Source organism: Paenibacillus sp. UMB7766-LJ446, assembly GCF_030226665.1.
Taxonomy (GTDB): Bacteria; Bacillota; Bacilli; order Paenibacillales; family Paenibacillaceae; genus Paenibacillus; species Paenibacillus vandeheii.
Genome location: NZ_JASOYM010000008.1, coordinates 14,407 through 29,162 on the forward strand (window position 1 = coordinate 14,407; position 14,756 = coordinate 29,162).

At 45.8% G+C, this 14,756-nt stretch carries 13 protein-coding genes and 1 pseudogene; 12 read left to right on the forward strand and 2 right to left on the reverse strand.

What is annotated here, in order from left to right:
- Window positions 1-209 precede the first annotated feature (209 nt).
- Window positions 210-3,131 (forward strand): insulinase family protein, encoded by a 2,922-nt coding sequence (locus tag QP794_RS19455; protein ID WP_285078544.1) that lies wholly within the window; start codon window positions 210-212, stop codon window positions 3,129-3,131.
- A gap of 163 nt (window positions 3,132-3,294) precedes the next feature.
- Here the strand turns inward: QP794_RS19455 and QP794_RS19460 are convergent, their stop codons facing one another.
- The gene (locus QP794_RS19460; protein ID WP_285078545.1) at window positions 3,295-4,002 is read right to left on the reverse strand and encodes a helix-turn-helix domain-containing protein; all 708 of its coding nucleotides are present in this window, start codon (window positions 4,000-4,002) and stop codon (window positions 3,295-3,297) included.
- A 248-nt stretch (window positions 4,003-4,250) separates the two neighbouring features.
- Here QP794_RS19460 and QP794_RS19465 point away from each other — a divergent pair, with 248 nt between their 5' ends.
- The 5 genes from QP794_RS19465 to QP794_RS19485 all read left to right on the forward strand — a co-directional run bounded on the left by QP794_RS19465 (window position 4,251) and on the right by QP794_RS19485 (window position 7,858).
- Window positions 4,251-5,471, forward strand: a complete 1,221-nt coding sequence (locus QP794_RS19465; protein WP_285078546.1) for a MalY/PatB family protein — start codon at window positions 4,251-4,253, stop codon at window positions 5,469-5,471.
- A gap of 230 nt (window positions 5,472-5,701) precedes the next feature.
- The gene (gene ung / locus QP794_RS19470) at window positions 5,702-6,370 is read left to right on the forward strand and encodes a uracil-DNA glycosylase (protein WP_285078547.1); all 669 of its coding nucleotides are present in this window, start codon (window positions 5,702-5,704) and stop codon (window positions 6,368-6,370) included.
- Window positions 6,371-6,390: 20 nt separating this feature from the next.
- A complete protein-coding gene (locus tag QP794_RS19475) occupies window positions 6,391-6,810 on the forward strand; it encodes a hypothetical protein (protein WP_024631192.1) in 420 nt (139 codons plus the stop codon).
- A gap of 234 nt (window positions 6,811-7,044) precedes the next feature.
- Window positions 7,045-7,629 carry an LOG family protein gene (locus QP794_RS19480; RefSeq protein WP_079349582.1) on the forward strand — a complete coding sequence of 195 codons (585 nt, stop codon included), beginning with the start codon at window positions 7,045-7,047 and terminating at the stop codon, window positions 7,627-7,629.
- Between the two features lie 97 nt (window positions 7,630-7,726).
- Window positions 7,727-7,858: a YjcZ family sporulation protein gene (locus tag QP794_RS19485; protein WP_217506391.1), complete on the forward strand. Its 132-nt coding sequence runs from the start codon at window positions 7,727-7,729 to the stop codon at window positions 7,856-7,858.
- Window positions 7,859-8,032: 174 nt separating this feature from the next.
- Here the strand turns inward: QP794_RS19485 and QP794_RS19490 are convergent, their stop codons facing one another.
- A complete protein-coding gene (locus tag QP794_RS19490) occupies window positions 8,033-8,227 on the reverse strand; it encodes a hypothetical protein (protein ID WP_285078548.1) in 195 nt (64 codons plus the stop codon).
- A 348-nt stretch (window positions 8,228-8,575) separates the two neighbouring features.
- Here QP794_RS19490 and QP794_RS19495 point away from each other — a divergent pair.
- The 6 genes and pseudogenes from QP794_RS19495 to QP794_RS19520 all read left to right on the forward strand — a co-directional run bounded on the left by QP794_RS19495 (window position 8,576) and on the right by QP794_RS19520 (window position 14,711).
- A pseudogene (locus QP794_RS19495) lies at window positions 8,576-9,312 on the forward strand (glycerophosphodiester phosphodiesterase).
- Window positions 9,313-9,607: 295 nt separating this feature from the next.
- Complete coding sequence (locus QP794_RS19500) at window positions 9,608-10,663, forward strand: FecCD family ABC transporter permease (protein WP_285078549.1); 1,056 nt, start codon at window positions 9,608-9,610, stop codon at window positions 10,661-10,663.
- Between the two features lie 2 nt (window positions 10,664-10,665).
- Complete coding sequence (locus QP794_RS19505; protein WP_285078550.1) at window positions 10,666-11,697, forward strand: FecCD family ABC transporter permease; 1,032 nt, start codon at window positions 10,666-10,668, stop codon at window positions 11,695-11,697.
- Window positions 11,698-11,741: 44 nt separating this feature from the next.
- Entirely contained in the window at window positions 11,742-13,457 is a 1,716-nt protein-coding gene (locus tag QP794_RS19510; protein ID WP_285078551.1) for an ABC transporter ATP-binding protein, read from the forward strand.
- 325 nt (window positions 13,458-13,782) lie between these two features.
- Window positions 13,783-14,097, forward strand: a complete 315-nt coding sequence (locus tag QP794_RS19515; protein WP_285078552.1) for a hypothetical protein — start codon at window positions 13,783-13,785, stop codon at window positions 14,095-14,097.
- Between the two features lie 179 nt (window positions 14,098-14,276).
- Window positions 14,277-14,711, forward strand: coding sequence for a DUF5071 domain-containing protein (locus QP794_RS19520; protein ID WP_285078553.1), 435 nt, complete (start codon window positions 14,277-14,279; stop codon window positions 14,709-14,711).
- The last annotated feature ends 45 nt before the right edge of the window (window positions 14,712-14,756 follow it).

Below are 14,756 nucleotides of genomic sequence, written 5' to 3' on the forward strand. Positions count from 1 at the left end.
TTCATTATAATGAAAATCTTTTTCGTGTCAGCGATTATTTTATGGTGGAGTTCATAATACATATCAGAAGACGCCTATGGCTGCCCGTTAGGAAGACATGCAACGATGGTGTATAATATCCATAGGCATAAATTACCTTTATCTCTGAACTTGAAGAACTTAAGGTTGTATATCAAAATAAACAATTTTATGGACGGAGGACTCGACCCATGTTGAAACAGCTTAAGCCCTATAAGGTGCTGCAGGAACGCAGAATCGAAGAGTTGAAATCAGATGCGTATCTCCTGGAACATCAGAAATCCGGTGCCAAAATTGTACTCTTATCTAATCAGGATGATAATAAAGTGTTCAGTATCGGTTTCCGTACTCCTCCGGAAGACAATACAGGTGTAGCTCACATTCTGGAACATTCCGTGCTTTGTGGCTCGAAGAAATTTCCGGCCAAGGATTCCTTTGTTGAATTGCTAAAGGGTTCACTCAATACATTTCTGAATGCGATGACCTATCCCGATAAAACGATCTATCCGATTGCAAGCCGGAATGATCATGATTTCCATAACCTGATGGATATTTATCTGGATGCGGTACTGCACACCAATATTTATAATAATGAAAAAATATTTCTGCAGGAGGGCTGGAATTACAACCTGACCTCAGCTGAAGATGAGTTAACCTATAACGGTGTTGTATATAACGAGATGAAGGGTGCATTTTCTTCACCGGAACGGATTGTACGCAGAGAAGTTCTGAATTCACTTTTCCCGGATAACACATATTCCTGTGAATCAGGCGGATTTCCCGATGCCATTCCCGATCTGACCTATCAAGGATTGCTGGATTTCCACTCCAGATATTATCATCCGTCCAACAGCTTCATTTATTTGTACGGGGATATGGATATGGAAGAGAAGTTGCAGTGGCTGGATGAGAACTATCTGAGCGAATATGATCGAATCGAGATTGATTCTGCCATTCAGCTCCAGCCTGCATTCGGAGAAAGAGTGGATGCCGTCAAGACATACTCTGCCGGAAGTACCGAATCGGAAGTGGATAACAGCTTCTTGACCTATAATGCGGTCATTGGAACAAGTCTGGACAAGGAATTGAATATCTCTTTTCAGATTTTGCTGTACGCACTGCTTAACGCTCCGGGAGCGGTTCTGAAGCAAGCCTTGCTGGATAAGGGCATTGCAAAGGATGTATATGGCACGTATGATGACAGCCTGTATCAGCCCGTGTTCACCGTTGGATTGAAGAAGAGCAATCTGTCGAGTAAAGAAGATTTTCTGGGAACTGTAAAAGAGGTGCTGGAGCGTATTGTGAAGGAAGGCTTCGATCCAAAAGCGCTGCTCGCAGGCATTAATTCCTATGAGTTCAATCACCGGGAAGCGGATTATGGAAGAATGCCCAAAGGGCTAATCTACGGTTTCTCCTCATTGCAAAGCTGGCTGTATGATGTCGAAGCTCCATTTACACATTTGGAAGCGAATGACGTATTTGCCGAGCTGAGAACGAAGATGAACGAGGGTTATTTTGAGAAGTTGATTGAGAAGTATTTACTGCAAAATACGCATACTTCTTTTGTCGCTGTCACGCCGGATAAAGGGTTGAACGCCCGTAAAGAGGAAGCGCTGAAAGCACATCTGAAATCGGTTCAGGCAGGATTGAGTCCGGAAGAAATTCAGCAGCTCATTCAGAGAACCGAGGCTCTCGCCGAGTACCAGAATGCACCTTCAACCAAGGAACAACAGCAGGTGATTCCGACGTTGTCGATAGAGGATATTGAACCGAAAGCTTCCACTCTGTATCAGACGGTAAATCAGGTTGAAGGTACAACCGTTCTGCATCACAACATCTATACCAATGGGATCGGTTATCTCCGACTGTTGTTTGATATTAAGGAAGTCCCACGGCGTCTGCTGCCCTATGTTGGATTGTTGAAAAGTGTGCTGGGTTACGTCGACACTCAAAATTACTCGTTTAACGAATTGTCGAATGAAATTCACATTCATTCCGGCGGCATTCATAGTGGCATTGGTACGTATGCAAACGCGCATGATCACCATGATTTCAAGGCTACCTATGAATTCAACGCCAAAGTGCTGTATGACAAGCTTGGATTTGCTTTTGACATGATCAAAGAGATTGTGTTTACTTCCAAATTCGATGATTCGAAGCGTTTATACGAAATTATCGCCCAATTGAAGGGCAACCTGCAGCGCAATCTGATCAGCGGAGGGCATTCAGCGGGAATTGGCCGCTCTACCTCTAAACACTCGGCTGTTGCCAACTTCAGGGAAGCCGTTAGCGGCATCGCCTTTTACCAGTGGCTGGAGGATCTACAGGCGAACTTTGAGGCAAGAAAAGAAGAGTTGTCGACCAGTCTTCAATCGCTGACAGGCTTTATTTTCAGACCGGAAAACTTGCTGGTGAGTTACACTGCAGATGATCAGGGATATGCGGGGTTGGAGGAGCAGGTGTCTGATTTAAAAGCAAAGCTGTTCACACAAGACGTTGCGAAGGAAAAAGCAGCATTTACACCTGTGCAGCACAAAGAAGGATTCAGATCACCATCTGAAGTCCAATATGTCGTTCAAACAGGCAATTTTATCGATAAAGGGTATGCATACACTGGCTCGCTTCGTGTCTTGCAGGGGATTTTATCTCTGGATTACTTGTGGAACAATATCAGGGCCAAAGGCGGAGCATATGGCTGCATGTCAGGCTTCAGACGTAATGGAGACAGCTATGTAGCATCGTATCGCGACCCGAATCTCGAAAAAACATATAAGATTTATGAAGAGATGCCGCAATACTTGAAGGATTTCAAAGCAGATACGCGGGAAATGACGAGATATATCATTGGTGCCATCCAGGATCTCGATACGCCGAGAACACCTCATGGCGAAGGGTCATTCTCCCTGGAGTGTTATCTGTCCAATGTTACCGAGGCCGATCTCCAGAAAGAACGGGATGAAGTGCTGAGCACAACGGAAAGTGATATTATCGGTTTTGCTGAACTGATATCCTCCATATTGGAACAGCAGCAACGCTGTGTTATCGGTAATGAAAATAAGATTGAGGACCAAAAGCAATTATTTGACGAAACGCTTGATCTGATCAAGAACTAATGTGTGAATTGAAGGCTGCAACAAGGTTGAAGGCTTGAAAGGAATGCACAAACATATGATCCAAAGGGCGCTTTTATGAGCTGGAATAGCTTATAACTGCCGCCCTTTTCTTGTTGTAGGGGTGCTTTCTCAAATGCAATCTGATCAAGTTTATGTTGAAGGTTTAAGTGACGGCGAGCATATTATAGATCTTTAACGTACGCAGGTCTTCTTTGGAAATTTTTAGCTCATTATATAACTCCTGATTCTCAGGCAAGGGTGTTCGAGAGAATAACATTTTCAAGGCGATGGGCATAAAGGGACGGAAGGAGACACCGGCCATCAATCCCCACTTTTTCTCAGATTCCTGAAAAGACGCCAGAATGTTAATGTACAGCTTTTCCAGCGGTGTGGCCTGATTTTTCAAAACCAGAGTGGTGAGTGTGTCGTAATGCTCGGTGTGACCCCAATACATATTTTCGCATTCCTGATAATTCTCAAAGTTCTTCACATTCATATACATTACGGTTCGATAACAATTGGCATCTGACTGTGCCATCATGTCAATGACACAACGGATGAGGCTATTGTTGCGCCCGTCATAAAAATACGAATAAAATCTGGTGGAGTTTTTGAAAAAGCTGGACGGTACCGTATTCATCAGGGGAGAGGCTTGTTTGGGCTCAATATACAACAGTTGCTCCACTTGGATATTCAATGAATCTGCAATTTGATGCAGCGTGACGACATCAAGCGTAATATCGCCGCTCTCATATTTGGACAAGGTAGCTTTGCTTTTGTGAATCTGATCCGCCAGCTGCTGGACCGTCAACCCTTTCCATTTGCGAAAATTACGGATTTTCTTACCCACTTCTTTGTTGATGGTGTTCATATTCGGATCTCCTTCTGCTAAGTTTCTTAAGAATATGAGAAAAGGTGAAACCCGTTGGGAAAATCAATCTCTACGAAGAATATAACACTTTTATCTTCGAAAAACCTATTGTGAAGAAACATTAAGAACTATTTGTTTCTTTTGAATAGATTGTATTACGTTTGATGTAGCTTACGTGCCATGAAATAATACATCTAACAGAAACTCATTCCAGGATGGACAACAGAGAGAAAGAGGCGTAGAAGGCTATGAAGTATGATTTTGATGAGATAATTGATCGTACAGGAACTAATGCCATGAATACGGATGGTTTCCGTCAATATATTTTTAACGCAACAGAAGATATGAAATTTCCCTTTAAGGATGAAGAATTTATACGGATGTGGATCGCAGATATGGAGTTTGCCACACCTCCCGAAATACGGGAAGCAGTCAAGGAGCGCCTGGACCGAAAAATTATGGGATACTCCCAGGTGTTCGATCCCGCATACTATGAGGCTGTCTCCAACTGGATGAACAGATACTACGACTGGTTTTTTCCCAAAGAGCATCTGGAGACATCCCATGGGATCATTCCTGCTCTATATGAATTAGTTGAATATATTTGCAAACCGAATGAGAAGGTACTGATTGTAACGCCTTCCTATGGTTTTTTCAAATCGGCTGCGGAGCATAATCATCTTGAACTGGTTTGCTCAGATTTGATCAACGAGCAGGGGCATTACGCGATAGACTTTGCAGATTTTGAAGCCAAAGCCAGCGATGAACAAGTCACATTGTGTATTTTCTGTAATCCTCATAATCCGTCCGGACGGGTATGGACGACAGAAGAGTTACAACGTGTGGGCGAGATCTGTCTCAAGCATAACGTGTGGGTGATCTCGGATGAAATTCACTGTGATTTGCTGCGTACAGGAAGGAAGCATACGCCGCTTGCCAAGCTGTTCCCGGATACGGATCGAATCGTTACCTGTATGTCACCAAGCAAAACATTCAATATGGCTGGTCTGATGTTCTCCAACGTGATTATTGCAAATGAAGGACTCCGAACGATCTGGCAAACCCGGCACTATGGATTCAAAAATCCGCTTAGCATTGCTGCGACTCAAGCTGCTTACGAACATGGCGACGAATGGCTGAAGCAGTTAAAAACATATCTCGACGACAATTTTGCCTTTGTGGATCAATATGTGAAACGTTATCTGCCGCAGGCGGTCTTTCATATTCCGGAAGCTACGTATCTGGCATGGATTGATATTAGTGCATACGTCCCCAAAGATGTAAACCTGCCTTTATTTTTCGCTGAACAAGCGGGGGTATTACTCGAAGATGGTCATATGTTTGTTGCTAATGGAGGTGGGTGTATCCGCCTAAATTTGGCTTGCCCACGTTCGGTTCTTGAAGAGGGGCTCAGAAGAATAAGCGCTGTATTGGTCAATAAAAGTAAGAGCGAAGCCGTTCAGGTCTGATTTTAGTTATCTATAGACCACGCGCTGGGTTACTTTTACTCTGAAGTACAAATTCAAAGCGTGCGGATGTTACAGGCAACCCTAACCCTGATGTACACTTCTGGTCTGCCGTCCCCGGTTATGTTAAAATGGTGGATAGTCTCTGAGTCGTAGGATACGGCTCTCGCAAGTGGCAGTTCGTTATGTGGACTGCACGGATATGTATTTATGAGGGAAAGGAGCCTTTACATATGTTTGGAAATGATTGGGACACTGTGCTTCAGGAAGAGACTGAAGCCGAGTATTTCAACAACATTCGTTATGCACTCGCCGCCGAGTATAAAACACAGACCATCTTTCCACCCAAGGAAGATTTGTTCTCGGCTCTAAAACTGACCCCGTATCATAAGGTCAAGGCTGTTATTATCGGTCAGGACCCTTATCACGGAGTGGGCCAGGCTCAAGGATTAAGTTTTTCGGTCAGACCGGGGGTACGGATTCCTCCTTCTTTGAAAAATATATATAAGGAGCTCCACGCGGATCTGGGCCTACCGATTCCGAAGCACGGATCGCTGGTTCATTGGGCAGAGCAGGGTGTGCTGCTGCTTAATGCCGTCCTGACGGTACGGGAAGGGCAGCCGAACTCCCATCAGGGACTGGGTTGGCAGACGTTTACGGACGCTGTCATCCGGGCATTGAATGAACGAACAGAACCGATGGTATTTATGCTGTGGGGCAGTCATGCTCAGAAGAAAGGGGCATTCATTAACCGGGATAAGCACCTGGTGCTGGAGTCTACACATCCAAGTCCGCTTGCAGCGCATCGTGGCTTCCTGGGCAGTCGTCCTTTTTCCAAAGCCAATGAATTCTTGACCTCCAAAGGTATTGAACCGATTGATTGGACGATACCGGAAAACTAGACAAACGGGGGGTGAAGGCATTGCGACATTGGGTAGGACGGAAAGTAGCCGTATATCGTGCAACCGGCATACGAGAGCCACTGAAAGGAACACTGGTCGAGTGGGATGAAGAAGCGGATTGTGTACGAATCGGACCGAAACGGATTAAGGTATCGTTCGACAATATCGCAATGATCCGGCCTCTGCCTGAAGAGAGCCTTCCCTTGAAAAAAGCGCGTTCCGAGGTGCATAAGGTTGGATATGTGATAAAAAAGGCCGTACAGTTTGAAAATGCCATCTATTTCAAATCACAGGTTATGATTTGGCGTCGGGCCAAAATTGTAGTATTATCCACAACGATTATACGCCATGATGATGATCAGGTTGAGCTTGCAGACGGCCGGATTCTTCGCAAGGACAAGCATATGTTTGTGGTGCGCTCACGACGTGGAATACGATAAGTCACTCATATTTAATATTCATTTCATGCAAAGATCATATGGATTTAATGTTCGGCCTTTATAGTAAACAGTATAACAACCCCTTCTAAATGATGTGTATGAATTATGGGAGCCCGGCCGGCTGCAAACGGTCGGGTTTTTTTTTATTCACTTGTGTATGAGGGGTGATGTAACATAGTATTTACATTTATGTTATACACTAATGAAATAGTTAATGAGAAGGAGTGAAACCCATTGAAACGTATATGTGTTTTTGCAGGCTCCAATCCGGGAAATCACCCCGATTACACACAGCAGGCTATTAAATTGGGTAAACAGATCGCGGATAACGGGTACGCACTCGTCTATGGCGGTTCTTGTATGGGACTAATGGGTGCAGTCGCCGATGCTGCTCTGGAACAGGGTGGAGAAGTGATTGGCGTCATGCCAACTGGCCTGTTCCGGGGAGAGGTCGTACATGGAGGTCTTACACAGCTGATTGAAGTGGGAACGATGCATGAACGCAAGGCGACGATGGCCGAGCTGTCCGACGGATTTGTGGCGCTTCCTGGTGGTATGGGAACATTTGAAGAATTGTTCGAGGTTCTTTGCTGGGCCCAAATCGGCATACATCGTAAACCCGTTGGTTTGTTAAATGTAAACGGATATTATGAGCCGCTGATGAAAATGGTTGAGCACAGCGTGCAGGAAGGGTTCTCCAATACTTCACATCTCAGTCTATGGAGCCTGGAATCGGACCCGGCTGAACTGTTGAACCGGATGTCATCCTATATTCCGGCACAGTTGACCCAGAAGTGGTCCCAGCTTCAAGATAAATAACTACCCGCTCCAGCGGAAACTTTCAAGTGTGCCCAATCAAGTTCCCTCCCCAAACATAGTCTATAGTGTACTTTCTTAAAAGAGGGGAGTGTCACTCATGAGCGAAATCAAAGGCACAGGATACGGTTACGGATACGGCGGCTTTGGCGGTGGAGCATGGACATCAACAGGCGCGATTCTGGTGTTGTTCATCCTGCTCGTTATCATTTCTCGTACATTCATTCTGTAATTCGATCAGCCATTCCGGGACGGTGACTTCATCGCCGTGGCAGCACCCGATGAAGAAATGGCCTTTCCAAAGAGACGCCGGTGGTGCTGGCGTCTCAGGGGAACGGTTTTTTTCTGTCTGCAAAAAAAGAACTCCGCCTCCATGGAAAAGAGAGACAGAGTGGAGCACGAGGAGCTAGACCGTTATCACCGTATCACCAGGCAAACTGAGAGTTTTCCAGGCAATGTATAGTCCAATTACAGCTGCAATAAGAACAAGGATGGCAGCGATAACAGCCAACTGATCCAAACCATGTTGTGTGTCATTAACAGATGATTGATTACTCGTTTTGTTGGGAATAGTCAGCCCTCGAACGGATGCCTTTTTCATATGTTGACGTGGTCCAGGGGGAGTTCGTGTTTTACGGCCGGGTTTGCTGGATCTGCTTTTTGCAGAAATTCTGGGTAAGGGAGCTCTTTTGGAGGAAGATTTGGAAGATATCGAGCTCTTCTTCGTTAAGGGTTTCAATGGGCGACCTCCTTACAGCGGAGTGCAGTTGTCTATGACTGATACTATATTATGTCTGCTTTACAGATTGAGTTCACAAAATGAGTGAATCCCCAGCTCTTCAAGATGTTGCCCTTCACACGGACATTAAACGCTCTGTTAATACAGGTATGACAAACTGCGTATATAGTGAGAATCATAGAGTTCATGTTACACTCAGGAGGCGCTGGAATGAAAAAAATTGAAAATATCGCCCACAGGGGAGCATCTGCCGTATGCCCCGAAAATACGATGGTTGCATTTGAACGCAGCTTGGAACTTGGAGCGTCTGGCATTGAAACGGACGTACAGTTGTCCAGTGATGGTACACTGGTGTTGATACATGATGAGACGTTGAGCCGCACGCTGGAGCAGAAGGCTGGGTTAAGGATAAATCGGTTGAAGAATTGCGTACACTTGACGCAGGCGCTTGGTTCCATGCTGATTTTGCTGGAGAACGTATTCCATCTTTGGATGAATTATTTGATCTGGTTCGAGGCAAAAACATTCTACTTAACTTGGAATTGAAAAATGGTATTATAAGTTATAAGGGAATGGAAGAAAAGATCATACAAGCGATTCGGGATTGGGACATGCAGCAGCAAGTCATTCTGTCCAGCTTCAATCATGCCTCATTAGTGAGATGCAAACGTCTTGCCCCGGAGATTCGCACAGCACTTCTATATATGGAAAAGCTCTACCGCCCATATGATTATGCCGCCAGACTGGAAGCCTCTGCGCTGCATCCCTACAAGCTGGCTGTAACACGTGAAGAAGTTATTGCTGCGCTGGCTCAGGGAATTGCTACACATCCGTTCACAGTAAATGATCCTGCCGAAATGCAGGAACTGATTGACATGGGCGTGCAAGCGATTATTACCGATGTGCCTGATGTCCTGGCAGCACTGACTGCGGTACAGGCTCGTTAAGAATTACACCAATACAAGTGAAGTTAGTCCAAAATAAAGTGGGAATTGCAGACGAACAACTCGTTTGCAGTTCCTTTTTTTTGCGAGCTACGATGCTTCGTGCAGCCCTTTTTACGTATAAAAATTCATTTATGCAATAAACTTGTCCCATTTGTCCATTGCCAGAGACAGTTCGTTGACATACAATGATCTATGGGAATGAGAATCAATATCATTATCAGTTTTGTATTAATAGAGAGGTGATTGTTATGTACATAGGGTCTGTCTACGCCACTCATAACAAGGGTGGAGACATATGAGCTCGAAAGTTTCACCGGAAAATCAGCCTGCGGAATCACCGACAGCCAAAATACACACTCGTCCCTGGGCTGCCACATTGATCCTGACCGGGGGGATTCTGCTGCTCGCGCTGGGGATGGCGTTGTCCATTTCGTTTGGTGCCGCAGATATCAAGCTGGGCGTTGTATGGCAGGCGATTTTCAACTTCAATCCTGATCTGACTCCGCATCAGATCATATGGGAGATTCGGTTACCGCGTATTCTGGGCGGAGCGATGGTTGGTGCCTGCTTCGCTGTAGCTGGTGCGATTATGCAGGGGATGACCCGTAACCCGCTGGCAGATTCCGGGTTGCTCGGACTGAATGCTGGCGCAGGATTTGCACTCGCTATCTGCTTTGCCTTTTTCCCGGGCATGCCATATATGTATATCATTTTGTACTCCTTCGTCGGGGCAGGACTTGGGGTATTATTGGTTTATGGTTTCGGTGCTGCGTCCAAATCTGGACTTACACCTCTCCGGCTCGTTCTCGCGGGAGCGGCAGTATCTGCCATGTTGTCCGCGCTGAGTGAAGGGATTGCGTTGTATTTCAAAATTGGACAAGACCTCGCATTCTGGACAGCGGGCGGTGTGGCCGGGACGAAGTGGTCCCAGTTGGAAGTCATGTTCCCATGGGTTTTGGCTGCGCTTATTGCAGGGATTATTATCTCTCGTTCCATTACGCTGCTTAGCTTGGGAGAAGACATCGCCGTTGGATTGGGGCAACGTACTGGCCTGATCAAGCTGGTTGGTCTGGTTGTCGTACTGATCCTCGCAGGTACAGCCGTATCCGTGGTTGGTGCGGTTGGTTTTGTAGGACTGATCATTCCCCATCTGACTCGTAAATTGGTTGGGGTCGATTATCGCTGGATTATTCCATGTTCCGCAGTGATGGGCAGTCTGCTGCTCGTGTTCGCGGATCTGGCTGCACGTATGATTAACCCGCCATACGAGACGCCAATTGGCGCCCTGGTTGCCCTGATTGGGGTACCCTTCTTCCTCTATCTGGCGCGTAAAGAAAGGAGGACGCTGTAACGATGGAATCCTCAACTCTGGTTGGAGCGGAACGCAAAAAGAGAACAAAAAGCACCATTGTCTTGATTGTGCTTGGTGCGTTGATTATTACAGCTTTTATTATCAGTATGAATACAGGCTTCACTCGGCTTTCTCCACTTGAGGTCATGCGTACCTTGTTTGGTGGTGGGACGGATAAGCAAGAGCTGATCCTGTTTGAATTCCGTTTGCCACGTATCGTCATTTCGGTTTTGGTCGGTGCAGGACTTGCGCTGTCCGGCTGTATTTTGCAGGGGGTGTCCCGAAATCCTCTGGCTGATCCAGGGATTCTCGGCATCAACGCTGGAGCCGGATTGGTTGTTATGCTGTTCGTTTCCTTTTTCCCAACAACGACGGCTGCTCCCGTATTTTTACTGCCGATCCTGGCCCTGATTGGGGCAACCTTTGCAGCCTTCCTGATTTATGTGCTCTCTTACAAAAAGGGAGAAGGTCTCATGCCTACGCGCATGCTGCTTACAGGGATTGGTGTGGCAGCAGGGATTAGCTCTGCTATGATCGTGCTTACTCTTCGGCTTAGCCCGGAGAAGTATCAATTTGTGGCGACCTGGATGGCAGGAAGCATCTGGGGTTCGAATTGGAAATTCGTTAAGGCATTACTGCCATTTCTCCTGGTGTTAGTACCGCTTGTTCTGTATAAGGCTCGTGTGCTGAACGTACTGAACCTTGGGGATCAAACAGCGAGCGGTCTTGGCGCTCCGGTTGAGCGTGAAAGACTGATCCTGCTCGCTGCTGCCGTGGGACTGGCCGGTTCTTGCGTATCCGTCAGTGGCGGAATTGGTTTTGTGGGTCTGATCGGTCCACATCTGGCACGTCGTCTCGTGGGGCCGAAACATCAGTTCCTTTTGCCTGCATCCGCACTGGTCGGTTCATTGCTTGTGCTTGTTGCAGATACGCTCGGGCGTGTCATTCTACAGCCTTCTGAGATTCCAGCAGGGATTCTGGTTGCAATCATTGGAGCCCCATACTTCCTGTATCTCTTGAGCAAAACGAAATAGAAAGCAATCATGCGGTATGGTTGCTATAAGGAGGGCTTCAGCCCATGCTTCGCCGTTTCTTTGCCTACTACAGGCCGTACAAAAAGCTGTTCATTCTGGACTTTAGCTGCGCGATTTTCGTAGCTCTGCTGGAGCTGGCCTTTCCGCTGGCAGTTAATAGAGTCGTGGATGACCTGTTGCCAGGGGGACGCTGGGACTGGATATTATGGGCATGTCTTGCATTGCTCGCGATCTATCTGTTGAGTTCTTTCCTTAACTTTGTGGTGACCTATTGGGGACATAAACTTGGGATTAACATCGAGACCGATATGCGTAAGGCGCTGTTTAATCATGTACAGAAGCTGTCGTTCCGTTTCTTTGACAATACCAAAACCGGGCACCTGGTCTCCCGCATGACCAATGATCTGATGGATATCGGGGAGATTGCCCACCATGGTCCGGAGGATGCCTTTATTGCGGTGATGACCTTGATTGGTGCATTCAGCATTATGATGAGCATCAATGGAAATCTGGCCGTGTTAACATTTATCATCGTACCGCTCATTATTTATCTTTCCCTGTATTTTGGCAGCAAGATGTCCAAGGCCTTTAGCCGAATGTTCGGGGATATTGCAGACTTCAATGCACGTGTTGAAAACAATGTAAGTGGTATCCGTGTTGTTCAGGCTTTTGCCAATGAAGAACATGAAAAAGCTCAATTCGCTGTAAACAACAGTCGTTTCCGCCAAACGAAGCTGATTGCGTACAAAATCATGGCCTGGAACTCTTCCGTCAGTTATATGCTGATGAAGCTGGTCTCCCTCTTTGTACTCGTATGTGGAACATGGTTTGTCATTCAAGGCAGTATGAGCTACGGTCAATTTATCGCATTTATTATGTTATCCAACGTGTTCCTGACACCAATCCAGAAGATCAACTCCGTGATTGAGACGTATCCCAAAGGAATTGCGGGTTTCAAACGTTATACGGAACTGCTCGATATGGAACCGGATGTTGAAGACCGTCCGGGTGCCGTTAAGGTATCCCACCTGCGTGGAAATATCCGTTATGAGCAAGTGACGTTTGGTTATTCGGATCAGGAGCCTGTTCTCAAAGGAATCGACCTGAATATCCAGGCTGGTGAAACGGTAGCCCTGGTTGGACCATCGGGTGCAGGGAAAACAACGCTGTGCAGTCTGCTGCCTCGTTTCTATGATGTGCTGGAAGGTCGCATCACGATCGATGGTCAGGAGATTCAGGACATGACGCTGGATTCATTGCGCAGCCAGATTGGAATTGTTCAGCAGGATGTGTTCCTGTTCGATGGAACCATTCGTGAGAACATTGCCTATGGCAAGCTGGATGCAACCGAAGAAGACATCTGGATGGCGGCTCGCCGTGCGCAGATGGAAACACTTATTACTTCCATGCCGGAAGGATTGGACACGTTAATTGGTGAACGCGGCGTGAAGCTGTCCGGCGGACAGAAACAGCGTTTGTCGATTGCACGCATGTTCCTGAAGAATCCACCGATTCTCATTCTGGATGAAGCTACATCTGCACTCGACACGGAAACCGAAGCTGCAATCCAGCAATCGCTTGCTGAATTGTCTGAGGGACGGACTACCCTGGTCATTGCCCACAGATTGGCTACCATCAAAAATGCGGATCGCATTATTGTCGTTGCCGAGCAGGGAATTACGGAGCAGGGGCGTCACGAGGAATTGCTTGCAGCGGGTGGAGTATACAGCCGTCTGCATTATGCACAGTTTGGTGCGTAAATGTGACACGGTGTGTTTTATAACAGCTAAATAATGATGAAAAATAACGACTTCGTTCTACTACTTTATATGAGTAAGGACGAGGGCGTCTTTTTTGATTTTTAATCTGTCCGATAATGCTCCTGTCGGCAAGCTTAATGAAAATAATGCGTTTTCGTTTGGCTGTACCAGAATGTCTGCCTTTGTGATCCGAAAAACGTATAAATGTTGATATCCTTTGTTCTGGTTTGCTTAAGTTGGGTTGGTGGTAATATTCATTAAAAGGGTACCAAATTTGCGTGCTGCTTTTATCGTTAAGGTTCATGCTAAGGGAGGGGAACATCATATGCTATACATTTTCATAACTTGGCTAATATTGATTTTATCGCTGATTTTCTTGGCTCAAGGCATCGAGAAGAACTCCAAAGATGGAGGGGAATCTGTTTCTAAACGTTGGGGCGGATGGTTGATCGGACTTTTTGTTGTAGGCAGCGTACCTTTGGGTTATGCGTTATATACGGAGCTACGCGGGGGCTATATTGGGGCCAACATCGGGTTGGGACTGGCTTTATTTTTCACCTGGGGATTTTGTGCAATTTTGTTATGTGTGGCATTGATTATATGGGTTAGGTACTGGTACAAGAGGAATAGAGTAGAGTAATTGATGTAGTCAGCACGGTTGTTAAATTACATTTATTGGAAATTTTATCATATGTGAAACGTATTTTCAAGATAATGCACAAGAGAAGAAGGCTTCACTGGTTATGTGGTTGAGAGCAAAGATGATTTGTTGATCCTGTATTTGAAGATTTAAGTGCCAGTGGGGGAGCAGAAGTAAGAATGATGGAATTCCTTCATGGAGTTAGAAGTAGAAAAGAGGAAATCTGTATGGATATTAGGGAATGGCTTCCCCGAGACAAGCATGATGTTAAGGCCATACGTAAGTTAAGTAAATGTAGTGATGCAGAATTAAAGAAGATCATTCCCGAACTTATGGAGTGGTTACAAGATGGAAATTGGCCCATTTCTAAATCCGTAGAAGATTTACTTTTGAGATTCGGAGAAGAACTAATTCCCCATATCCAAAATGTATTTAAAACAAAAGATCCACAGTGGGAATATTTTATGCTCAGTGGTTTAATCAGTAGGTTGCCTTCGCAATATCTAATAATATTGAAGGATGATTTGGAAAGAATTTTGAAAAATCCTACAAAAAGTGAGACACTTGAGGAATTGGATGAGGTTATAGTGCCGCTACTGAATAAAATACAATAACAAGCTGTTCAGTGATTCAGGAAAGTTCATACTGAGGAGCAGCCC